Genomic DNA, 22,983 nt, shown 5'->3' with positions numbered 1-22,983 from the left:
TCCCTTTTTTATGGGACGGCAAAAATACGAATTTTACCCGTATCCTCCTACTTTTCATGGCAAAAAAACCGCTGAAAATCCGGCTTTTAACACCGTTTTTTAAATAATTTTGCATCATATTATCTTTTTCATACATGATATCCCTTTTCTTCCCTACACCCCGCCTGGCCTCCTGTACTTTGTTCCTGGTCTTTTTGTGGAACGTCTTTATCTGCCCGGCATCTGCCCAGCAAAAAACCGCGCCCCGCAATGATTACCAGCTGCTGTGGCGTATCGACGGACCAGGTATCCCGCAATCGGCTTACCTCTATGGCACCATGCACCTGCGCGACCCACGGGTATTCGATTTCAGCGATTCTGTACTGCTCGCATTCGATAAAGCAAAAATATTTGCCAACGAGGTAGACCTCGACTCTCTCATGAGCTATCTCCTCGATCCCTCCGGCCCCATCCTCGACACCGTCAATTATATACAACAACAATTCGATGCCAGCCAATACCAGTTTGTTGACAGTCTCGTGAAAGCCAAGACCGGCCTGCATATCAGCCAGATGCAAACCAAACGCCTCTGGTTCATAGAGAAAATATTAGTAGACCAGGAAGCAGACCTGGCGCAATACAGCCACAATAAAAAAGCGCGCGAGTCCATCTTCCTCGATGCCTGGCTGCACCAGAAAGCGGGCGCCCTGCACAAACGCCTCGCCGGCCTCGAAGATATCTCCAACCAAACCGGATACTTTTCCGCCCGCATCTCCGAACTGGACAAAGCCTCCTTCCTCGATGAAATCGGCTACTATGAACAGTTTGACAGCAGCGCCGTGAAAACCTGGACCCAGAGCCGTTCCGAAGACCGTGGCAATTTCCTCGATTCCATGGTCAATATTTATTTCCGTGGAAACATAGAGCAGCTGGGCAATTGGCTTGAACAGCATCTCAAAGACAATAAAGAAGAAGCGGCCCTCATGCGCAAACGCAACCAGGATATGACCGCCAGCATCATCCGGCTGATGAGCCAGGGACCTGTATTTGCCGCCATCGGCGCCGGTCACCTGCCCGGCAAAGAAGGCGTGATCGCACTGCTGCGCAACAAAGGATATACCCTTACCCGCGTAGCCGCCACCTTCACCGACATTGCCACAACTTATAAAAAACAATACGACAAACTGAAAGGCTATCCGCTCAGCAAACTGGCAGAAGGCTACAGCGTTACGCTGCCCGGCATGCCGGTAACCATGCCCATCCCCGGCTCCAATACCCGCATGTACTTCAGCTCCGATGAAGAAAAATCGGATGTGGCTTTCGCCTATTCCGTAGCGCTGGCGCAGGTGGCCGTAGATGCAGATAAAATGAAAGAGCTGCTCCTGAGCGGCATGGCGCAGCAATTCGGCGGAAAAGCCCGGAACCAGCACACCGTCAACTACCGCAACAACAAAGCCCTCGAAGGGGAACTGCTGGCCATGGGCAGCTATTTCCGCGCAAGGATATTTGTACGCAATAACCGGGCATATGTGTTTATGCACAATATCGTTGACAGCAGCAGCAATGCGATGATCAACAACTATTTCAATTCTGTAAGGTTCAATGATATTGCCAGCACTACGCTGACTTACGACACCATCGTGAATAACAAAGACGGCTTCAAAGTACTGTTCCCGGCCGGTTACCAGACCTTCGTTACCGGCCGCCATCCGAATGAAGATGATAAAGGCCGCTATTCTGATACTTATACCGCTACCGATGCTGCGCAGCAGGTTGGCTATACCCTGGCCGTGCTCAAAACGTCCCCTGGCTATTATAATACCAATGATCAATTGCTGGTAGAAGATACCCGCCTGCGCGTTCATGGAACGGATAGTTTGGCGAGATTTACGGATTCTGCTTTCACCACCTTAGCTGGTTTTCCCGTGGCTGATTACGGGGTAAGATATTCAAACGGCTTCGAAGGCCGCATCCGGTTTGTATTCCGTGGCAATATCACTTATCTGCAATTCGTTCAGTTTCCGGCAGGCAAGCGCGCCCTCACTGATCTTTTCTTCAACAGCCTGTCGGTACTCCCGCAACCACTGCTGCCGCCTGTGATGCCGTCCACCGCGCCTGACGGGAGTTTCAGCGTGAAGGCGGCCGGCCCTCTCTTCCCTTACCGGAAAATGAGCGAGCAATATGTGGATAACATCAAAACAGGTATCTACGAAGGGGTGGACAGCGTTACCAATCAGTCAACCTACATGGTAACGGAACAATTGTTCAGCCCTTATTACGAGCAGCATCCGGATAGCCTGATGCATTCGCTCCATTATGCAGATACTTCGAAAGCCATACTACAGCAACGTCAATGGCAGGAAAACGGCGCCTATATGAGCTTGCGTCAGTTGAAGGAACGCAAGTCGGATATGTACCTCGTGAGATACAGTATCCTGAAAGGCCGTCGCCTGTTCACACTTACCGCGGTGCTTTCAAAAGAGGCGCTGGATCAGGGTTTCGCGGATCAGTTCCGTCAATCTTTCGTGATCCATCCATCTCCGCTCGATACCATGGATATACGCCGTGGCCGCAAATCCTTGCTGCTGAAGGATCTGCAAAGCACCGATACGGCCGTGTTCAATCCCGCCTTGCTGGCGGTGCGGCACTACCCCGTGGACTCATCCAACCGCCAGTTGGTACTTGCCGCACTGGCACAGCCTTTCCCGCTGGATACCAGTAGTAACGTTAACGGCTATACGGCAAAAGTGAAGCTGCTGGAACTGATGCGCGACTCCATAGACGACGCATTCCTGCAAACCGCTGCCAAGGTATACCAGCGCAGCCATTACGAGCGTCAAAAAGATATCCTGCACCTGCTTTCAGGACTGAAAGGCGGCAAGGGCATGCCGTTGTTCCTTCAGCTGGCGGCAGGTTTTAAGCTGAATGGAAACACTTTTGGCATCATCAATTACCAATTAAAGAACCGGGATTATTACAATCAATACATTCCGCAACTGGTGGACCTGGCCGCACAGTCGGACGATTTTCTCTCTATCTACAGCGTTTATACACAGCAAGATTCTCTGTGGTTATCTCCCGACTTTGAAAAATATCATCTCATTAAACTCAAGCCTGGTTTGCAAAGGCTGTTTGATCAACAATGGCAGCTGTATCAATCAGAAGGTAAGCCCGCCGGCCGTTACCAGCTCTATGCGCTGGCTCGCCTGCTGGCTGCCCGTAGCCTGGCGGCCGGCAATGTGGAGCGTTTCCGCAAAATGGAAGCAGATACCCTTGCGCTGATCAGCAATCAGGGAATGATCGGCCTGATGAACTGTGGCATCAAACTGAGCGATGCCCAGCTGCGCAAGCGTATCAACGATCCCGATGGCGGCATGTCGTTTATCCGGAGGGCCGATGACAACAAATTGCTGCCCGCCATCAGGCGCCTGTTATCTGCGGAGATCATCTCCCGTAATTTTCTACAGGAATACCTGTCGGACGAGGATGATATCCATCACCTGCAGCTGGTAAAAAAGATGCTGATCAACGCGAAGCAGTTTTTCATATATAAATACAAAGTGGGAGAAGAGGAAGATTGGAAATATGTGGTGAACGGGCCGCATCCCGCCACTCCCGGCGCTTTCAACGTACGCCCCGGTTTTGTGCAGGCGCTGGAACCGGCCAATATGACCTTGAAAGAAACGGAGCTCGCGAAACTGATCCGCAGCGCTTATGAGGCATCCGGCCAATAAAGGTCCTTTATGGTCAAGGGGACGTGTTAAAAGGCTGTGGGACTTGAAAAAAATTCCCGGATTTTATATTAATTTGTGTATATGAACGGGACCTCTTTTCAATCGGATATTCGCTATTGGCTAAGGCAGGGAAACACTGTTAACCACTTGCTTTTCTGGAACATCATCATCTTCCTGGCGCTCAATATCGTGCGCCTGGTCAGCATACTCGGGCACAATGATATTTACACCTGGGTGTATTCGCAGGTGGCTGCCCATTCTGCTTTCAGCGTTTTTATACTGAAGCCCTGGGGGCTGATCACGTACATGTTCAGCCATGTGAATGTGTTGCATATCCTGTTTAATATGATCAACCTGTACTGGTTCGGTAACCTGTTCCGCAGTTTCCTGGGCGATAACCGCGTGTTGCCGCTGTATTTGCTGGGAGGCATCGCAGGGGCGGCGCTGTACATCATCTGTTATAATATTTTCTTCCCTGGCCTTGATGCGATCATGATCGGCGCTTCCGCCTCTGTGATGTGCATACTGGTGGCCTGTGCCACCCTGATGCCGAATTACGAGATCGGCCTGATGTTCCTGGGTACCATCCGCCTGAAATGGCTGGCACTGGGCCTCATCGTGCTGGGCCTCATTACCATGCTGGACGGGAACCTCGGCGGCGTGATCTCCCACCTGGGCGGCGCATTGTTTGGCTTCGTTTATATCCGTATGCTGCAAGCCGGCAACGATATGGGCAAGCCGCTCATCTGGCTGTTCAACGCCAGCGAACGCAGGAAAGAAAAAAAGACCACCCTCAAATTCAAACCTAAAAAATCGCCGCTCAAAGTAGTGAAGCGGGCAGATGAAAATACACAGTCCAAACTCGATCAGCTCCTCGACAAAATCAATGAGAAAGGTTACCAAAGCCTGAGCGCCGAAGAGAAAGCCTGGCTGGATAAAGTAAGCAAGGAGAACTGATCACAGTTCATTTGATTACCTTTGCTATTCAATTTTCGTTTTTAAGCGCATGAAAACATTCAACGTTCCGGTTATATACCGCAGTCCGCTGATCAGCTCCATCAAAAACCGACGCAAGCAGCAGGACCGCATGAAGAAGGACTTTACGCCTACCACCCTGGATTTCGGTCCGCTGAAAATATTGCTGGCAAGGCATTTCGGCTTCTGCTACGGCGTAGAGAATGCCATCGAGATCGCCTTCAAGACTATAGACGAGAACCCCGGCAAACGTATTTTTTTGTTGAGTGAGATGATCCACAACCCCCATGTGAACAACGACCTGCTGGGCCGTGGCGTACAATTTCTCATGGATACCGCGGGTAACCAGCTCGTTCCCTGGGATGCCCTGCAACCGGATGATATCGTGATCATTCCTGCCTTCGGCACCACACTCGAAATAGAAAAACAGCTCAGCGCACTCGGCATCGAACCGCTGAAATACAATACCACCTGCCCTTTCGTGGAAAGGGTATGGAACAAGGCGGAACAAATCGGTCAGAAGAACTACACGGTGATCGTGCACGGCAAACCCAAACACGAAGAAACCAGGGCCACCTTCTCCCATAGCCAGTCTGCCACGCCTACCGTAGTGGTAAAAGATATCCAGGAAGCGGAAAAGCTGGCGGAGTTCATCAGCGGTAAACGGCCGGCAGCCGAGTTCCACAGCACTTTTGCCGGGCAATACTCTCCCGGGTTTGATGTGAACACCGACCTGCAACGCGTAGGCGTAGTGAACCAAACTACCATGCTGGCCACCGAAACGCAGGCCATCGCAGACTATATCCGCAGCGTGATGATCAGTACCTTCGGCCTCACGGAAGACACGGTGGGCGAGCGTTTTGCCGATACCCGCGATACGCTATGCTATGCAACCAACGACAATCAGAGCGCTGTTACCGGCATGCTCCAGGAACCGGCCGACCTGGCCATTGTGGTAGGCGGCTATAACAGCTCCAACACCTCTCACCTGGTAGAACTTTGTGAAGAAAAGTTACCGACCTATTTTATCTCCGATCCGGAACACATCATCTCTTCCAACGAAATTGAACACTGGGATTTCCATCATAAAAAAGAACTTCACAGCCAACATTTCCTGCCGGAAAAAGAACAGGTAACCGTGCTGCTCACCAGCGGCGCCTCCTGCCCCGATGCCCTCGTGGAAGGCGTGATAAGGCGTTTGCTATCTTTCTATGGCCTGGAACATAAAGCGGATGAATATGTAGGGATTTCTTGATTTACGGATTTACGGATTTTTTGATTTACGGATTTAAATCAAGAAATCCGTAAATCAAAAAATCCCTCAATAACAAAAAAGACACCTGAGGGTGTCTTTTTTCTTTGGGGCTAATCACGCTAGTAATGCAGAGAATAAAATCTTTATATAGCGCTAAATTGTAATCGTGATCCAAAAGTACCCTTAATAAAAAAGGCATGCAACAGGTAATTATTATCCGGTAGGTTATTTACTATAAGTGGCATAAAAACGGCCAAATTTGGAATTGCATTTTCAAAACTGCATCGCCTTTTTCAAAAATTCGGCTTTGCGTCTTCTTGACACTTCAACCTGTGTACCATCGCTCATGAGCGCGAAGCCGCCTTCACCCTGGATATAGGATTGCATCTGTTGCAGGTTGATCAGGTGTGAATTGTGCACGCGGAAAAAGTCTACATCTGTGAGCAGTTCTTCGAATTCCTTGAGTGGCCGCGATACCATCAGGTTCTTCTTATCTGTGAAAAATATCTTGGTATAGTTGCCTGTCGATTCACATCTCACAATATTCTGTACCGGCATAAATACGAGGCCATTGATGGTAGGCAGGGCGATCTTCTTATGAGATTGATGCAGCGTTTTCATGTTTTGCAGGAACACTTCCAGCGGTGAGGAGGCCAGGTCTTTGCCGCGGTTGGCCTGTTTGTCGCGGAATTTATCCAGGGCATCCTGCAACTCCTTTATGCTAAAGGGTTTCAGGAGATAGTCCAGCGCATTGAACTTGATGGCCTTGAGTGCATACTGTTCGTAGGCGGTGGTGAAAATGACGTCGAAGAAGATTTTGTCGAACAATTTGAGCAGTTCAAACCCGTTCTGGTGGGGCATTTCCACATCCAGGAAAACGAGATCGGGCTGTAATTCGTCTACCAGCGTCTTTGCTTCTTTTACGCTGCTGGCCCTGCCGATCACATTTACACCGGGGCACTTTTTCGATAACATGGTTTGCAGGGCATCAATGCAATGTTGCTCATCATCAACGATAATGGCTTTGATATCACTCATGCTTGTAGGATTTAGGCCAGCGTCTGTGCTGGTTTTTAAGCTATTATAAAAATCAAGAGCGGGTTACAGTGATGGATGGACAGTATTGGCGTCTGCTAAAATATAAATTCGGCCGGTAAAATGATCGTCACGCAGGTACCGGCGGCCTGGCCCTGATCATCTTCCAGGTCGGAAACGATCACCCGGGCATCTTTGTTGTTGATCTTCCTGATCAGGTTAATGCGTCCTTCTGTTACTTTCATGCCTACGGAATTGTGGGTCTTTCCTTTCCGTTCTTTAATTTCCATGGCCTTTTTGCGGCCGATGCCATTATCGCGGATGGTGCAGATCAGGCTTCGCCCCTCCAGTTTGATCGCGATCTCCAGCACGCCTTTGTCGGCCAGCTTATGCACCAGTCCGTGCCATATGGCATTCTCTACATACGGTTGCAATATCATCGGCGGGATCAGCACTTCTTCGTCGTTAATATTTTCTCCCAGCCGGATATGGTACTCAAAGATACCATTACATCTCAATGATTCAAGGTCGAGGTACAGGCGCAATGATTCCAGCTCCTTGTTCAATGTTACAAAGGTATGCTGTGTATTGTCGAGTATCAGACGCATTAAGCGGGAGAATTTGGTGAGATAGTCAGATGCCTCCTCCTGGTTATTGCTCCAGATATAACGATGGATGGAGCTGAGCGAATTGAAAATAAAATGCGGGTTCATCTGCGAACGCAGGGAGCGCAATTCCAGCTGCAAGGTTTGTTTATTAGCCTGCAGGTTGCGGTGCCGGATATAGAAAAAGCCGCCTACTATCATCATCAGCAGAAAGGCCGCCAGCGCGAAAGTGAATACCACATTACGTTTGGTGCGCAGCTCCCCCAGCGCCTTGTCGTGTTCCAGCGTGCGGATCTGGTTATCTTTCAGGTCCACTTCGTAGATGGTTTGCATCTGGCTCAGGGCCATTGCTGATTTCTCATCGAGTATGCTGTCTTTATACTGTAATGATTTTTCTGTTGCCTCCAGCGATTTACGGAAATCGCCGCTGCGTTTATAATCATTGGCCAGTGCCTTGTAAGCCTCCATGAGCGTGGATTTGAAGCCCCAGTAGGTGCTCAGGTCAATGGATTGCTGGATGTATTGCCGGGCTTCTTCGTATTTGTCCTGGTCGCTGAGCAACTTGCCGATATTGAGATAGCTTTCGGCGATATGTACCTTGTCGTCTACCTTGTCATTCACTGCCAGGGCTTTTTTAAGGTAGTCCATGGCCGTATTGTAGTCTTTTTTCTCTTTATAGGCGGAGCCGAGAGAATTATAGCAGATCACTATACCAACAGGATTATCGATCTTCTGGTTCACTGCCAGCGAACTTTTATAATACTGGATGGCATGATCCAGTTTATGCAGGCCCTGGTAGGCGTAGCCCAGGTTGCCCAGGTTGATGGCCACACCGAGGTCGTTGTTGCTTTCCTGTTCCAGCTTCAGGGCGCGCTGGAAGCGCTGGATGGCGTCTTCATATTTTTCGGCCGACAAAAAAATATTCCCGATACTGTTAGTGGCCACGCAAATATTCCTCACATCATTGATCGCTTCAGCGATCTGCAAGGCGCGGAAATGATAGTCGAATGCTTTTTGCAGTTTATCGAGGCGGCGGCAATCCACGCCGGCATTGTTGAGCGAAAGGCTCATCAGCAGCGAATCGCGGGCTTCTTCCGCAAATTTGATCGCGCGCTCGTGATAGTCTTCCGCAAGAATGTATTGAGATTTATTTCTTTTGTTGGTACCCAGCTCATTGAAGACGAGCGACAGGCCCCTGGCATCTTTGAGGTGTTGCGCCAGAGAGATGGCATCGAGGTAAAAGAGGTTTTCTGTTTTGTGCGAGTCGAAATAGCGTGCGGCAATTTTTCCTTTTTGCAGCAGCAGTCTTACTTTGGCGGTATCCCGCGGCAGCTGCCTGACAGAATCCAGCAAACGGAAAGTTTGCACAGAGTCCTGTGCCAGCGCACCCATACCTATTCCCAGCAGAAAAAGCAGGATTATACTACATACTGACCTGGTTGACATCAGTAGCAATATAGAAGAAATTTTTGAGAATATGAGCGAAGGTTGTCTGGCTCAGGATTTAAGGATTGAAAGGATTACCAGGATTTTTTTTCAGGATTAATAAAGATTAAAGAAGATTGAGGAGAAGATCTTCGCGACGGTAGCCCTTGAAGCGCTCAAAGCGCTTCAAGGGCTTGAACCTCGTTGATCTTCTCCTCAATCTTCTTTAATCTTTATTAATCCTGAAAAAAAATCCTGGTAATCCTTTCAATCCTTAAATCCTGAGCCAGACAACCTTCGCGCTATGCGCCAATATTCTTCTCAATAATACCCAGCAGCGTTTCCACGCTCTTACCACTCCGCAGCTGGTCGGCGGCGGTATGCTTCACGTAGTCCAGCAGGCGGGGGATGGAGGAGGATGCCACATGCATGCGGGTATCAGAAGAGGCGTAGTAGATGAGGACGCGGCCGTTGTCGTCGGCGATCCAGCCATTGCAGAAAAGCACGTTGGATACGTCGCCGATGCGCTCTTCTCCCTGCGGCGCCATAAAGTAACCGGCTGGTTTGGCAATCACTTTGGTGATGTCGTGCAGGTCGGTGAGGAACATGTAGAGCACATAACGCAGGCCGGCGGCGGTGTTGCGCACGCCATGGGCGAGGTGCAGCCAGCCTTCGGAAGTTTTCAGCGGCGCAGGCCCCTGGCCGTTCTTCAGCTCACTGATGGTGTGATATTGACGCGGGTCGATCACCGTTTCAGTGCTTACCACCGGATGGGTAATATCTTTCGTATAGCCGACAGCGATACCTCCGCCGGAACCGGCTTCGATGAAATTGTCCTGCGGACGGGTATAAAAGGCGTATTGACCATTTACAAATTCAGGGTGCAGCACCACGTTGCGTTGCTGTGGCGAAGACGTGATGAGGTCCGGCAAGCGCTCCCACTGTTCGAGGTCTTTAGTACGCACGATACCACATTGCGCGATGGCCGACGACATATCGCCCGGAGGCGCCTGCGGGTCTTTGCGTTCTGTACAGAAGAGGCCATATATCCAGCCATCGGCATGTTCGGTAAGGCGTATATCATATACGTTCACATCGGGCACCTCGGTTTCCGGCAATGCTACCGGCGTGTTACGGAAGCGCCAGTGCTGAATACCATCGGCACTTTCAGCGATCGCAAAAAATGATTTGCGGTCAGCGCCTTCTACACGTACCATCATAATATAGCGACCCTGCCATTTCATCGCTCCTGCATTGAACGTAGCGTTGATGCCGAAACGTTCCATACAGTAAGGATTGGTGGCCGGGTTCAGGTCGTAACGCCATGAAAGAGGGGTATGCGCCGCTGTGAGCACCGGATAGCGATAGCGCTCATATATGCCATTGCCCGGAAGTATCGGTTCATTGCGCAATTGAAACAGTTCCTGTTGCGCTGCTTCCAGCTGCTGTAGCCTGCTTGAAAAAATCTCGCTCGTTGTCATATTTTATTTACTCATCATTGTTTATTCAGGTGATCCCACCAGGTCTTTTTCAGCACGAACAGCATCACTAGCAATATGCCGGCGGTGATGAAGAAAGGTTGCTGCTTTTGCAATACGAGGTACATGGGCAATACCATCAGGCAAAGCTGTGCAATGATCCCGATCACTACGTTGAGCATGTCGCGGCTGAAATTTTGATTGGGGGCAATCGCCGGATCTTCCTGCCTGAGCTTTTCCAGCACCGGTTTCCAGAAGCCCCATGGGCGTATGTTGTAATAGAATTGCTTTAATACTTTTTCTTCCACCGGCGGCGTGGCAAGGGCGCCGGCCACACAACCGATCAACGATACCAGTAATATCACCGGGAAATAATAGAGATTAAGACCTGTGAAGATGTAAGGACAGATCAATGCGGCGGCAATACCTGCCAGCATTCCCCAGAAGAAACCGTAGCCGTTGAAACGCCACCAGTACCACTTCAATACGTTGGCCGCTACATATCCGCCCCAGAGGCCGGATACCAGCCATTGCAATACGCTGTTCACATCTTTCGCAAATACCCCGATGATGATACTGATCACCACCACCAATATCCCCGAGAGATAGTTAATGCTGCTGATACGGCGATTGCTCGCCTGCGGATTGATATATTTGAGATACACATCATTGAGGATATAAGCCTGTGCGGCGTTCAGCGTGCCGGCAAAAGTGCCGATAAACGATGCCAGCATACCCGCCACCAGCAAGCCCATCACGCCAACGGGTGCAAAGCTGCTGATAGCGGCTGGTAATATCTTCTCAAAATCTATATGGTCGCCGGTTTTTAAATTCAGCTGGTTATAGTAGATCAAGCCCAGTACCGCGAAACCGATGATCATCAGGTAACGTACCGGCATCAGCACGATGGATACAAAACCGCTCATCCTGGCGGCATCCTGCGGACTGCGGGTGGATAATATTTTCTGCATGTCGTAATTGGGCGCAGGGCCGGCAAGACTTACCAGCACGCCTTTGAAGAGCATCATCATGAAGAAAGCGCCGAAAATCGTATAGCCGTCGCTGTTAATTTTGTTATTCACCTCGGGGATGATGCGGCTCCAGTCGAGGTTCAGTTTCCAGCCAAAGAAAGGATTAAACCACCCTTCCGGCACATTCAATGCATGTACGGCCAGCGCGCGCACCGCAATCACCGCGATGATCACAGCGGCCACCGTACGGATCACATACTGCACCACATCTGCCCACACAATACTGCTCATACCGCCAAGGATGCTGTAGAATACGGCAAACAGCGCAAAGGCCACACCATACAGATGTGGTACATACGCCGGCTGCACCGTAAAAGGAACGTAAGGCGCAATATTTTGCCAGGGGATAAATATTTCCATAAACTTGCCCAGGCCGATGAAACCGTATGCCATAAAGCCCAGGCAACTGATCAGCGCAAAAACAACGGTGATCGTGTGTGATAAAGCCGCATCGCGGCCATTGCCAAAACGTGTGATGATCCATTCGGCGCCGGTGCTCACATTAGACTTCCGTAGCCAGGCCGATATAAACACCATCATGAACACCTGGTTGAAGATCGGCCACAGCCAAGGGATCCAGATGCTCTTCATGCCATAAACAAAAGTGAGCGTCACCAGCCACATGGTGCCGGAGATATCGAACATGTCAGCCGCATTCGACAAACCTAACATATACCAGGGCAATGACTTACCCCCAAGCATATACGCTGTTTTGTTCTGCTTTGCTTTTCTTCTTAACAATAAACCTATCAGAACGATCACGCCCAGATAGATACCAATAATGATCCAGTCGATTAATTGCAGCATATTCTTGTAATTAGAAACTACAAATTAAACATTACGGCCGATGGCCGTAATGTTTAATTTGCAATCCTTAATTATTGTTTGTCCCACCATACTCTCGTGAGATAATCATCTTTACCCATGCGGGACACCGCGTCGTTGATATTTTTCCCGTTAGTGCTGTATTCAGACAACAGGTAAGTGAACCTGCGCGGAATCGTGCCATTGGTGAGGTTGCCGGGGAAGTTCGTTGGTGTAAGCACCGGGTAGCCGGTGCGGCGCCAGTTTGCGAAGGATTCCCAACCATTGAGGAAAGTAGCGATCCAGTATTGGGTGCCGATCGCTTTCAGCTGGTCGGCGCTGGTGGCCGGAAACGGATTGGCGTCCAGGTATTGCTGGATGGCTGCATCGCTGATCACACCGCCTGCGCCATAGAGCTTCTGCTGCTGCATGGAGCTGGTCACCGCCTTGGCGTAGTAATCTGCTGCATTGCCGGAGGTCCAGCCTTTTACCACTGCTTCTGCCAGCATCAGTTGTACTTCCGCATTGGTGATGAAGAAAGTAGGCGCGGTGGGTTGCAGGATCACATTGGTATTGAGCGTAGAGAAGCCCTGGAGGCTGTCACCCGGGAACTTCGCAATGAAGCCGGATTGATCCAGGCCATTAGGCAGGCCTTTCTGATGCGCCAGTGCGGTATCGCCGGTTTTCAGGCTGGCGTATACGGCCCTGCGTGGATCGTTCGTGTTGATGAGATAATCCAGGAAAGTTTTGCTGATCTTGATTTTCGTATCAGCGAGATTATAGCTGGAAAACGTATAGGCGATCGCGTTCATCTGGGCATTACGGTCGCCGGAATGTCTCATGTAGCAGATATCGTCATTGGTCTGCATCACGCCGCCGTTGATGGCTTTCAAAGCCCACTCTTTGGCTTTGGCAGGATCTTGTTTTTCCATGCGGAAAGCCAGTCGCAGCATGAGGGAGTAAGCCAGTTTTTTCCAGCGGGCGATATCGCCGCCGTATGCCAGGTCAGCACTGCCGAGTGGCTTTTTGCTGGCATCAAATGCAGCGGCAGCTTCTCCCAGCTCTTTCAACATATCTCCATAAATATCCTGTTGTTTATCATATACCGGAAAGAAAACGCCACCTGTATACCCCTGGCCTGCATTAAAATAAGGCACATCGCCATAAGCATCAGTGAGGCGCTGGAATACCAGCACGCGCCAGATGCGGGCGGCGGATTGCAGGTTTACCTGGCTGGCATCTCCCTTGATCGCATCTGCCAATTGCGACAGATTGATCACCGCATTGTTGTATGTTGCTTCAAAGAGATTTCCACAGTTATCATTCTTCAGGTATTTATCTCCTTCTCCTCCATCCAGCGTTTCAGTGGATGCCAGCTGTTGCACGAGCATCATAGAGAAAGAGAGATTGGTACGCCGCACCGTGCCTCTGTCGAGCGTGGCAGAAGAGAGCTGCACATTGCTCAGCATCGTAGCAGGTGGTATGCTGGTATTGCTGTTCGGGTTCTTGTTCAGGTTCTCCAGGTCTTTGGTGCAGGCAGTAGCCATCAACACCAGCGACGCGCCTATATATGCTAAATATTTTCTTTTCATAATTTTTCTTTGAGAGATGAATGATTAGAACTTCACACCGAGATTGAATCCGAAGCTGCGGGTAGCGGGCAGTCCCAGCATTTCAAAGCCCTGGTTGTTACCAGTAGAGTAGGCTGATTCAGGATCTACCACCGGCACTTTGGAATAGATGGTGAGCAGGTTACGCGCTACAAAAGACAAGGACACCGACTGGAAGGCAGAACCCTTGATCCAGCGCTGTGGCAGGTTGTAGCCCAGTACTACCTGGCGCAGTTTCACGAAGCTGGCATCATATACAAACTCTTCTGTGATATTGTTAGCAACAAACTTGTAATAGGTTTCTGCGGATACATTTACAGTATTGGCTTTACCATCTTCTGTTACTCCTTTACCAACGATACCGCCTTCACGGCCAGGCAATGTAGCTTTGGCCAAACCTTGATACCAGGCGAGGTTGTTGGTGCCGGAGAACAGCTTGCCGCCGAATTTACCGTCGATGAGGAAATCGAGCGACCAGTTCTTATAAGTTAAGGTATTGGAGAATCCCATTGTCGTAGGTGCGATACCGTTACCCAGTTTCCTGATGGCGCCCACTTTCGGTAAACCGTCAGCGCCGTACACAATGTTGCCGCTGTTGTCACGTACATAAGTAGTTCCTTCGAGGATGCCGAAAGGCTGACCTACCTGCATGTAAGTGTAGGAAGGTACGCCGCCATCGCCCCAGAGACCGGAACGGTTCTGGCCCAGCTGACGGGAAGTAGCGCCATCGCTGAGCGCTTTCACATTGCTCTTGTTGTAACCGAGGTTGTAGCTGGTTTGCCACTGGAAGTCTTTAGTTCGTACAGGCGTTCCAGTTAGTAACAGTTCAACGCCGGTATTACCGATCTTGCCGGCATTCACACGGGTGCCATAAAAACCGGAAGTGATAGAGATGTTGGAATACAGGATCGCATCGGTTACCTGGCGGCTGTATACGGCCAGGTCGATACCCGCGCGGCCATTGAGGAAGCGGGCTTCGATACCACCTTCATAGGTAGACGTAAGCTGCGGGTGCAACTTGCTGTTAGGCAGGTCGGAGCTACCAACGGTGCCCAATGGCTGACCGAAGATAGAATTGTTGAAACCATAAGTCATGCCCAGCTGGTACGCATCAATATCATTGTCGCTACCGGTTTGCGCCCAGGAGCCTCTGATCTTGGCAAAGCTGATCCACTCGGGCAATTTCACGGCATCAGACAGTACGAAACTGGCGCCTACGGAAGGATAAAATATGTTGTTGTCTTTTGGATTCAGGGTAGAGAACCAGTCGTTACGACCAGTGAGCGTCAGGTAGAAATAGTTGTGGAAGCCCAGTTCCGCTGATCCAAACACAGAGTTGATCTGTTTTTCCGTACGGTTATAACCGCCGGAATTGGTAGTGGTGTTGCCGATTGCATAGAAATAAGGCACCACAAATTTATCGCCATTGGCGGAAGTGCTGGTGTATTTACGTTTCATGGTATTACCGCCCACGAAAGCATTCAAAGACCAATCTTTATTGAAGGTACGGTTGTAACCGGCCATCAGCTGGGCATTGAACTCACCGCGGTAATTATTGCTTTCAGAGATGCTGCCTGCAGGATAGAAACCTACGCCGCTGGGCCATACGCCTTCTGCATTGCGGTAGTTGAAATCGGTGCCGGTGAGGAAGCGCGCATAGAAGTGTTCATCGAAATCATATTTGATATCGGCAGAACCAATGAAGCGATCGTCACGATTGTAAGACGGTGTTTCGTAGGCAACAAAATACGGGTTTGCCCAGTAGTTATTGGTTGTCCACAGGTTTTCACCGCCATCAGGTTTGCGTGCGGTTCTCCAATCGCGGATATCGTAGTTGGTAGGCATGAGATACGCAGCCACGGCGGCATTGGAGGTATAGTCGTTGAGCATGGGCCTGTTCCGGGCTTTCTCACGAACATATTGTGCATTCAAGGTAGCCGTGAGGTGCTTACCGAGCCTGGCATTGGTATTCAGTGTGAAGTTATTTCTGCGGATGCCGGAGTTAGGCATGATATCGTGGTTGTTCATATCAGCGAAGGAGAAGCGGAAGTTGAGGTTTTCGCTACCACCCAGCAGGGCCACGGAGTTGGTGAAAGTATTGCCGTTTTTGTAGAAATGTTTCACGTTGTTTTTAGCGGCGGAGTAAGGACGCAGTACGCCGTCGCCCTGGATCACCGGTGTGCCGTCGAGTTTGGCGCCCCAGCTGCCACGGCCCATTTCGAGGGCTTCCTGCGCAGTGGTTGGTTTTTTGCCGCCGGTACCGATACCATATTCGTATTGATAATCTTTCGCTGTTTTATCGATCGCACTTTCGATGCTGTAAGTGCTGTTTACTTCCACACCAATGCCTTTGCGGGCCGTTCCTTTCTTGGTGGTGATCACGATCACGCCGTTGGAAGCGCGCGCACCGTACAAAGCCGCTGCGGTATTACCTTTCAGCACGTTGATAGATTCTACGTCGTCGGGGTTAATGCTGCTGATACCATCACCGCCATCAGATCCGCCGTACATGTCATTGATGGTACCGCGGTTGTCAGATACCATCGGGATACCATCGATCACGTACAGGGGCTGACTGCCGCCAAAGTCGCCGCCACGCATGGTGATACGGCTGGAGCCCATGGCGCCGGTCACCGGTTTGGTAACGCTCACACCAGCTACCTTACCCTGCATACCCCACATGATGTTGGTTTCGCGGGCTTTGGTGAAGGATTCGCCTTTCACTTGCGTGATGGCGTATCCCAATACTTTATTTTCTTTTTTGATACCCATGGCTGTTACCACCACATCGCTCAGCTGTGTGAGCTGTTCGTGGAGTTGTACGTCCACAGCGGTTTTGCCGCTTACGGGCACTTGTTGTGTTTGATAACCGATAATGGAAAACACCAACACATCTGTTGGTTTGGTTGCGATCTTGTACTTACCGTCGGCGGAGGAGAGTACGCCGGTAACGGTGCCTTTTACAGATACGGAAACGCCAGGTAAAGGTTCATTTTTTTCATTAGTAACACTGCCGCTCACCTGTAACTGCTGTGCAGACACGGCTCCTGTGGCCGCTAACAGGAAGAGGATTAAATAACCCGCATGCAGTATTTTTTTTTGTAGAACTGACGGGATACTGTTTGAATGCATAGAGCGATGTTTAATGGAATGAATAAAATTGGCTGCTGTCTTTGATTTGAATGCTCCTGCAGTGCCCTTTGGTTGATTTTTTTCATAACGATGGTGACTGCATCAGAACAGGTTCAAAAATATCAGATATGCGAACACAACACCGATACTTTTTTATCCCATCTTTTACAAAACAGACAAGGATGAAAAAATATTCTTCACATGATTATTTGAAAATCCCAGTAAATACAATAATATTGAAGAAAGAAGAAGGCTTAACCCGCTTGGCCACCACACCAATACTTTTAATACATAATTATACTATCTTTTCACAGCTGAAATAGTATTAAACATGCGTAAAACTCATGCCTATAAAGAGATCACGCCGCTTACCGAGAACGATTGCTTCATGATCTTTTCCCGTGTGAAGAACTGTTTTAATTTCCCCTTACACTACCACGAAGAATTTGAGCTGAACTTTATCATGAACGCCAAAGGCGCCCGGCGCATCGTAGGCGATCACATGGAAGAGATAGACGAGCTGGAACTCTTGCTGGTAGGGCCTAACGTAGAACACGTATGGTTGAATCATCAATGTAAAAGTGAACAGATCACAGAGATCACGATACAATTCCACTCCCAACTGCTCGACGCCAAACTGCTGCGCCGCAACCAGCTGAGCTTCATCCGCGGCCTGCTAGAAAATTCCAGCAAAGGCATCTCCTTCTCCCGCGAAGCGATACAAACCCTGAAACCCAGGCTGCTGGCGCTGCCGCAAAAAACGGGCTTCGACTCGGTACTCGAACTCTTCTCCATTCTCCACGATCTCTCCATATCCCGCAATATGCGTGTACTCAGCAATTCCCCCGCGGAATCGCTGAACAACTACAACAGCCGGCGCATAGAAAAGGCTTTCGAATACATGCAGCAGCACTTCGACAAAGAGATCAGCCTGAACGACCTCTCGAAACATGTGAACATGACACCGGTATCCCTCAGTCGCTTCATTAAAAAACGTACAGGCAAAACCTTCATCGACAGCCTCAATGAAATCCGCATCGGTCACGCTTCACGCATGCTGATCGACACTACCCACTCCGTGTCTGAAATATGCTACCAGTGCGGCTTTATGAACCTGTCTAACTTCAATCGCATCTTCAAGAAAAAGAAAGGAAGCACGCCCTCCGACTTCAGAAAAAATTTTGCAGGCACACGCACATTCATATAGTTTCGCGCAAAGATCGCGAAGGAGCAAAGGCGCTAAGGCGCGCTCCGCGCGCAGATAAGTACCCCTTTGCAATCTTCGCTCCTTTGCTCCTCTGCGAGAAAAAAGCGAAAGGGCGAAAGACTTCGCCCCTTCTTCCTATTAACCGAATACACCTACTGAAAATATGGAACAGCGATGGCTTGCCATGCCATTCCACATTAAGGTTATACCAATAGCAGCCGGTTTACTGCCACGGCGTTTATAGACAGATTAATTCAATATGCTTTTCGGATGGATAAGGTTGGAGATGAAAAACCGCGCTGTAGCAATTACCTACAATGGTTTAACACACAAACAAAATATAGCAGGAAATTCTTCAGGATGTGGAAAATTATCGGGATATCATCCGCTTCAATACACGGACAAAGCAAATGTATAAAACACTTTTAATAAAAGAAAATATTATTTCATGAAGAGTGCGCCATAATTGCGTCTTCAACCCACTGCATCACCAGTTCCAGCTGGTCTTCGAGGTTTAACTGGCTGTTATCCAGTATGATAGCGTCATCCGCTTTTCTGAGTGGGCTAACCTCGCGGTTGGCATCAATATAATCACGTAGTTCGAGGTTCTTCTTCACCTCTTCAATGGTGATATTTTTGTTCTTTTCGTAGAGCTCTTTGAAGCGGCGTTCTACGCGCACGGCAATATCTGCCGTCATAAATATTTTCAGTTCTGCATGCGGGAACACCACGGTACCAATATCCCGGCCATCCATCACAATGCCTTTGCGGGCGCCCATTTTCACCTGCTGCGCCACAGCAAATTCACGCACTTCCTTCACCGCAGCTACCTCGCTTACTTTTTCCGCTACGATCATTTCACGGATGAGATGTTCTACATTCTCATCATTGAGATACATTTCAGATAAACTGGTGAGCGAGTTGGGAACAAATTCCAGGTGAATATCTTTCAAAGCCGCTACCACAGCCGATGTAGAGAGCCAGTCGATACGATTCTGAAGAAAATACAAGGTAATAGCACGATACATGGCGCCGCTGTCGATATACACATAATCCAGCTTCCTTGCCAGTTGCTTGGCCAGGGTGCTTTTGCCACATGAAGAGTAGCCATCGATCGTGATGATGATTTTTTTCAAAGTCGTCGTTTTAAATATTGATACTGCCTACAGGAAGGACGATACAAAATTGACGCAATTCTTTGAAAAAAGCAAATCGGGAGCCTGCAGCGCATCAGGGTCAAAGACCTTATTGCACTACAATGACCTTGCAGGTGTAAGCCACCGTCATCATGTCTTTGTGATACAGCACCAGGAAATAGGCGCCGGCAGGCAGGTTGGAGATGTCCACATCGCCATCACGCTCAACAGGGTATTGGCGCATTACCTGGCTCCAGGTATCACGGAGTTGCAGAAGCAATGCCCCACGGATACCGCGGATCCTCACCTTGAACTTACCATTGTTCGGGTTCGGGAATACATCGATCTGCACGAATGGCGGCACCGCCCTTACTTCAGAGTACACGATCTTGCCGTTGCGGCCTACTGCTTTGATACGGTAATAGGTCCAGTCGTCATAATCGTTGAAGTCCTGGTAGGTATAGCCGAGCGGGCTGCTGCTATTGCCATTGATGGCTTTGGTGGGCACGGTCGCTATTTTGGTGAAGGTCTCTTCTCTTTCGTAGCGGCGTTCCACTTCAAATTGGAGGTTGTTCACTTCGCGGCTGGTGGTCCAGTCGAGCTGCACCTTCTCCGGCGCTATGCGATAGGCTTCAAAGCTCAGGAATATTGCTGGCAGTGCTTTTGAGGCCATGGACATTTTTGTGAAATATTCGTTGGCGCCCAGGTCGGGGAAATCTCGCAGGTGCATCGTAGCAGGCTGCGACAAGGGCGATGTGGTTAAAGTGCCCGCCAGCGGCCTGTTTATAACATAGGAGATGTTATCCCATATGCCGCCGGTAAAGCGTGTGATGTAGCTGCTATCGCGCGAAGCCGCGTAGGCAGGCAGTTCATCTTTGTCTTCATGTTGCAGGATCACGCTCACCTGGCCGCCGGTATTGTCCGCGCGGCGGATGTTCCAGGTCCTGTTCACAACGCTGTCGGTATAGGCGGGGCCGCCGGTAGCCAGCGTATACACGCTGTCAAACGCGCGCACGCCGAAATTATCTGTAGCGCCATTCAGCAGAATGGCGGCAGGTGCATAACTATTGTCATCTGTACCTACAGGGAAGATTACTTTGTTAGCGGCATAGTTGATACCCGCCCGGTAGAGGGCGCCGCCGGCAAAGCCTTTGCCATTCACCACGAAGCGGCTATCGTTGAAACCCGTAATGGTGCCGGGTGTCCGCTCACCTACCTGTAAGTTCCAGCCATTGAGATAGATGTGCCCATTGCTGAAATGCAGGTTATTCCTGATTTTCAGATCGCTGAGGTCATCCAGCAACAGCCCTGCGGCATTGCTGATCTCCAGGTTCGGGAAACTGGGGCCCTGCTTGGCAACGATGCTATATCCGCCAAATACCCGCTGCTGGCCAATATTGCCATAGAGCGGATTAAGTGGACTGAACAGGAATTTACCGCCGGTACCGGAGATACCATCCGCACTTTCATCCGGCAACGTAGAGCCGTTGCCGTTAGTCCACTGTTTACTGAGGAAATAAAGGATCGCGCCCGGGTAGGAGCCCAGCTTGCCATCATTGGTTACATTGCTGAAGATACCGATATAAGTATTGGAAGATACCCACACTGAGCCACCAGCGGGAATGTACACTCCCTTCTGTGCAAAGGCGGAATACCAGCCTGTCAGCAAAAAAATCAATATGGCAATAGATGATCTCATTAAAAAATTATCAGTTTATGGTATACCACCTGCTACCGTTAGATTGCAACACATACTTAGCGCCTACAGTACCAATTGTTAAACTGGTGGCGTTTGCCGTATCAAACAGGGTACCGCTGATAGTGACAGTATTTGTTCCTATTCTTTTAATGATATACACACGCCCCTGGTTAGTTGCATCCGGTGTGGGCAAGGTGATAGTAGTATTACCACTTACCAACACCGTATAATCATCATCCGCCAACGTTGTACTACCGGTGACTGTTCTGATGTTATAGGCAACAGAACCATTTACATCCAAAGTGGCTGTTGGCGTATTATTACGGATACCCAGCTTTCTGTTGCCGCTATCCCAATAAAGATTGCTGGCATCCTGCGCTACCTCCGTGGTAGCGTCGTAGGTCTGGTTGGCAAACATTAGTCCTCCATTGGTGAATACATTACTTCCCAACGTTGTCACCACCTTATACCAGGGATTGGACGGATTATCTGTCAGTGGTTGTGCGATGCCGGCCCACTCTTTTAATGCCAAAGTATTTTTATCAAAGTATAGCTGTGTGGTAAACTGGTTACTGCCCAGATTATATTGAAACGCCAATATGCTCCATGCAAAAGCGCCCGTAGGGCCAGTATTCAAAGACACGGCGCCCGAGCTGTTCACTTTGCCCCAGGGGCCACGCCAGATCTTCATCCTGTAAAGCGGGTCCGGCGCATCAGCGGTAGCAGGGTCTGTTGATGTCATGTTACCATAAGAAGCGCCACCAGCCATGGTTTGGCCGGGCAGGAACATATTTCTTGCTGCACTCCATTTCAATACATCGCCGTCGCCAGGCACGCTGTCCAGCACCGATCTGCTTTGTAATTTATTAGCGTTCCAGATGCTCTTTGAACTATCCACACTGATCGTCCACGAAGGATTGGCAGATAGATTTTGCGTAATGGCAGGATTCATTGCCATCACACCGGAACCGGGAACAATAGAAATTTTGTTGGGGATGTCTGCAGCTACTAAGGTCCGAAACGCAGGCGCAGCATTGACGCCGGAAGTTGGCCCGGCAAAAAAAGTATTGGCAGCCTGCGTAGCGAGCGTACCGGTTAAGGTGCCGGTAGTGGTAACAGGGCTGTTAGTAACAGTAAAAATATTAGGTAATGACAGCCCCACGGAAGTCACGCTTCCGGCGCTGGCAGGCGCTTTGGGCGTCCAGGAGGTACCGTTGTAGGTTAATACGTCGTTGATATTGGGAACAGTGGTAGCAATGCTTTTGCCTTGCAACTGGTTGGCATTCCACAAGGCATTGGTATTATCTGCATTGATCGTAAAAGTGCGGTCGGCGCTGAGGTCTTGCGTAACCGTAGTAGCGGCCGTGATACCAGTGCCGGCGCTGATCGTAAGCTTGCGGCCCAGCGGCGCATAAAAAGCGGCATAGTCGCCGGTGGCGGGGATGATATCGCCTGTACGTGTATTGAATGAGGTGACACCAGTGTTAGCGATCGTACCGTTGGTAATACTGATTCCCGTACCGGCAGTGATGTTACCGAAATCAGCCACTTTGGTCCATGCGCCATTTTTCTTGAGATACAAACTCTTTTCTGTGGCATCATCCACAAATACGAACATCCCATCCACAGAACTGAAGAGATTACCACCGCTCAACAGCTGTGCTTTGGTAACGCGGGGCATCAGCAGCCCCTGGTTGTTGCTGTTCAGCTCCAGCAGCGCATCTTTCGAGAGCTGGTAAGGGTTAGCGCCCAGCTTTAGCTGCTGTGCATACAACTGCATAGATATCATGGAAGCAACTCCCGCTAACAGGGAACTGCATAAAAAGCGAAACTTCATACCTGACAATTACATGGCGAGGGATCCCGCGATCCGGGAAA

General features: G+C 49.8%; 13 protein-coding genes. 4 read left to right on the top strand and 9 right to left on the bottom strand.

What is annotated here, in order from left to right; all coding sequences use genetic code 11:
• Positions 1 to 134 precede the first annotated feature (134 nt).
• The 3 genes from FPG75_RS03625 to FPG75_RS03615 all read left to right on the top strand — a co-directional run bounded on the left by FPG75_RS03625 (position 135) and on the right by FPG75_RS03615 (position 5,943).
• On the top strand, positions 135 to 3,713 hold the full coding sequence (locus tag FPG75_RS03625; RefSeq protein ID WP_143305187.1) for a TraB/GumN family protein: 3,579 nt from the start codon (positions 135 to 137) through the stop codon (positions 3,711 to 3,713).
• An 81-nt stretch (positions 3,714 to 3,794) separates the two neighbouring features.
• Entirely contained in the window at positions 3,795 to 4,670 is an 876-nt protein-coding gene (locus tag FPG75_RS03620) for a rhomboid family intramembrane serine protease (RefSeq protein ID WP_143305186.1), read from the top strand.
• 49 nt (positions 4,671 to 4,719) lie between these two features.
• Positions 4,720 to 5,943 (top strand): 4-hydroxy-3-methylbut-2-enyl diphosphate reductase, encoded by a 1,224-nt coding sequence (locus tag FPG75_RS03615; RefSeq protein ID WP_143305185.1) that lies wholly within the window; start codon positions 4,720 to 4,722, stop codon positions 5,941 to 5,943.
• Between the two features lie 273 nt (positions 5,944 to 6,216).
• Here the strand turns inward: FPG75_RS03615 and FPG75_RS03610 are convergent, their stop codons facing one another.
• The 6 genes from FPG75_RS03610 to FPG75_RS03585 all read right to left on the bottom strand — a co-directional run bounded on the left by FPG75_RS03610 (position 6,217) and on the right by FPG75_RS03585 (position 17,063).
• On the bottom strand, positions 6,217 to 6,981 hold the full coding sequence (locus FPG75_RS03610) for a LytR/AlgR family response regulator transcription factor (protein ID WP_143305184.1): 765 nt from the start codon (positions 6,979 to 6,981) through the stop codon (positions 6,217 to 6,219).
• A gap of 95 nt (positions 6,982 to 7,076) precedes the next feature.
• Complete coding sequence (locus FPG75_RS03605; RefSeq protein ID WP_143305183.1) at positions 7,077 to 9,029, bottom strand: tetratricopeptide repeat-containing sensor histidine kinase; 1,953 nt, start codon at positions 9,027 to 9,029, stop codon at positions 7,077 to 7,079.
• A gap of 281 nt (positions 9,030 to 9,310) precedes the next feature.
• Positions 9,311 to 10,489, bottom strand: coding sequence for a glycoside hydrolase family 130 protein (locus tag FPG75_RS03600; protein WP_143305182.1), 1,179 nt, complete (start codon positions 10,487 to 10,489; stop codon positions 9,311 to 9,313).
• A gap of 14 nt (positions 10,490 to 10,503) precedes the next feature.
• Positions 10,504 to 12,324, bottom strand: coding sequence for a sodium:solute symporter family protein (locus FPG75_RS03595; RefSeq protein WP_143305181.1), 1,821 nt, complete (start codon positions 12,322 to 12,324; stop codon positions 10,504 to 10,506).
• A gap of 71 nt (positions 12,325 to 12,395) precedes the next feature.
• On the bottom strand, positions 12,396 to 13,913 hold the full coding sequence (locus tag FPG75_RS03590; RefSeq protein WP_143305180.1) for a SusD/RagB family nutrient-binding outer membrane lipoprotein: 1,518 nt from the start codon (positions 13,911 to 13,913) through the stop codon (positions 12,396 to 12,398).
• Between the two features lie 24 nt (positions 13,914 to 13,937).
• The gene (locus FPG75_RS03585) at positions 13,938 to 17,063 is read right to left on the bottom strand and encodes a SusC/RagA family TonB-linked outer membrane protein (protein WP_143305179.1); all 3,126 of its coding nucleotides are present in this window, start codon (positions 17,061 to 17,063) and stop codon (positions 13,938 to 13,940) included.
• 331 nt (positions 17,064 to 17,394) lie between these two features.
• On the opposite strand from FPG75_RS03585, the gene FPG75_RS03580 reads away from it, so the two are divergent.
• Complete coding sequence (locus FPG75_RS03580; protein ID WP_143305178.1) at positions 17,395 to 18,270, top strand: AraC family transcriptional regulator; 876 nt, start codon at positions 17,395 to 17,397, stop codon at positions 18,268 to 18,270.
• Positions 18,271 to 18,716: 446 nt separating this feature from the next.
• Here FPG75_RS03580 and cmk read toward each other — a convergent pair whose 3' ends face one another.
• The 3 genes from cmk to FPG75_RS03565 all read right to left on the bottom strand — a co-directional run bounded on the left by cmk (position 18,717) and on the right by FPG75_RS03565 (position 22,942).
• Complete coding sequence (gene cmk / locus FPG75_RS03575; protein ID WP_143305177.1) at positions 18,717 to 19,406, bottom strand: (d)CMP kinase; 690 nt, start codon at positions 19,404 to 19,406, stop codon at positions 18,717 to 18,719.
• Between the two features lie 109 nt (positions 19,407 to 19,515).
• Complete coding sequence (locus FPG75_RS03570; protein WP_143305176.1) at positions 19,516 to 21,105, bottom strand: T9SS type A sorting domain-containing protein; 1,590 nt, start codon at positions 21,103 to 21,105, stop codon at positions 19,516 to 19,518.
• A 10-nt stretch (positions 21,106 to 21,115) separates the two neighbouring features.
• Entirely contained in the window at positions 21,116 to 22,942 is a 1,827-nt protein-coding gene (locus FPG75_RS03565) for a hypothetical protein (RefSeq protein ID WP_143305175.1), read from the bottom strand.
• Between the last annotated feature and the right edge of the window lie 41 nt (positions 22,943 to 22,983).

The sequence above is a fragment of the Chitinophaga vietnamensis genome, from assembly GCF_902167635.1.
GTDB classification, from domain to species: Bacteria; Bacteroidota; Bacteroidia; order Chitinophagales; family Chitinophagaceae; genus Chitinophaga; species Chitinophaga vietnamensis.
This window is presented reverse-complemented; position numbering and strand designations above follow the sequence as displayed.

Coding starts and splice junctions, on each gene's coding strand:
- FPG75_RS03625 (WP_143305187.1), top strand. CDS start 135: ATGATATCCCTTTTCTTCCCTACACCCCGCCTGGCCTCCTGTACTTTG.
- FPG75_RS03620 (WP_143305186.1), top strand. CDS start 3,795: ATGAACGGGACCTCTTTTCAATCGGATATTCGCTATTGGCTAAGGCAG.
- FPG75_RS03615 (WP_143305185.1), top strand. CDS start 4,720: ATGAAAACATTCAACGTTCCGGTTATATACCGCAGTCCGCTGATCAGC.
- FPG75_RS03610 (WP_143305184.1), bottom strand. CDS start 6,981: ATGAGTGATATCAAAGCCATTATCGTTGATGATGAGCAACATTGCATT.
- FPG75_RS03605 (WP_143305183.1), bottom strand. CDS start 9,029: ATGTCAACCAGGTCAGTATGTAGTATAATCCTGCTTTTTCTGCTGGGA.
- FPG75_RS03600 (WP_143305182.1), bottom strand. CDS start 10,489: ATGACAACGAGCGAGATTTTTTCAAGCAGGCTACAGCAGCTGGAAGCA.
- FPG75_RS03595 (WP_143305181.1), bottom strand. CDS start 12,324: ATGCTGCAATTAATCGACTGGATCATTATTGGTATCTATCTGGGCGTG.
- FPG75_RS03590 (WP_143305180.1), bottom strand. CDS start 13,913: ATGAAAAGAAAATATTTAGCATATATAGGCGCGTCGCTGGTGTTGATG.
- FPG75_RS03585 (WP_143305179.1), bottom strand. CDS start 17,063: ATGCATTCAAACAGTATCCCGTCAGTTCTACAAAAAAAAATACTGCAT.
- FPG75_RS03580 (WP_143305178.1), top strand. CDS start 17,395: ATGCGTAAAACTCATGCCTATAAAGAGATCACGCCGCTTACCGAGAAC.
- FPG75_RS03570 (WP_143305176.1), bottom strand. CDS start 21,105: ATGAGATCATCTATTGCCATATTGATTTTTTTGCTGACAGGCTGGTAT.
- FPG75_RS03565 (WP_143305175.1), bottom strand. CDS start 22,942: ATGAAGTTTCGCTTTTTATGCAGTTCCCTGTTAGCGGGAGTTGCTTCC.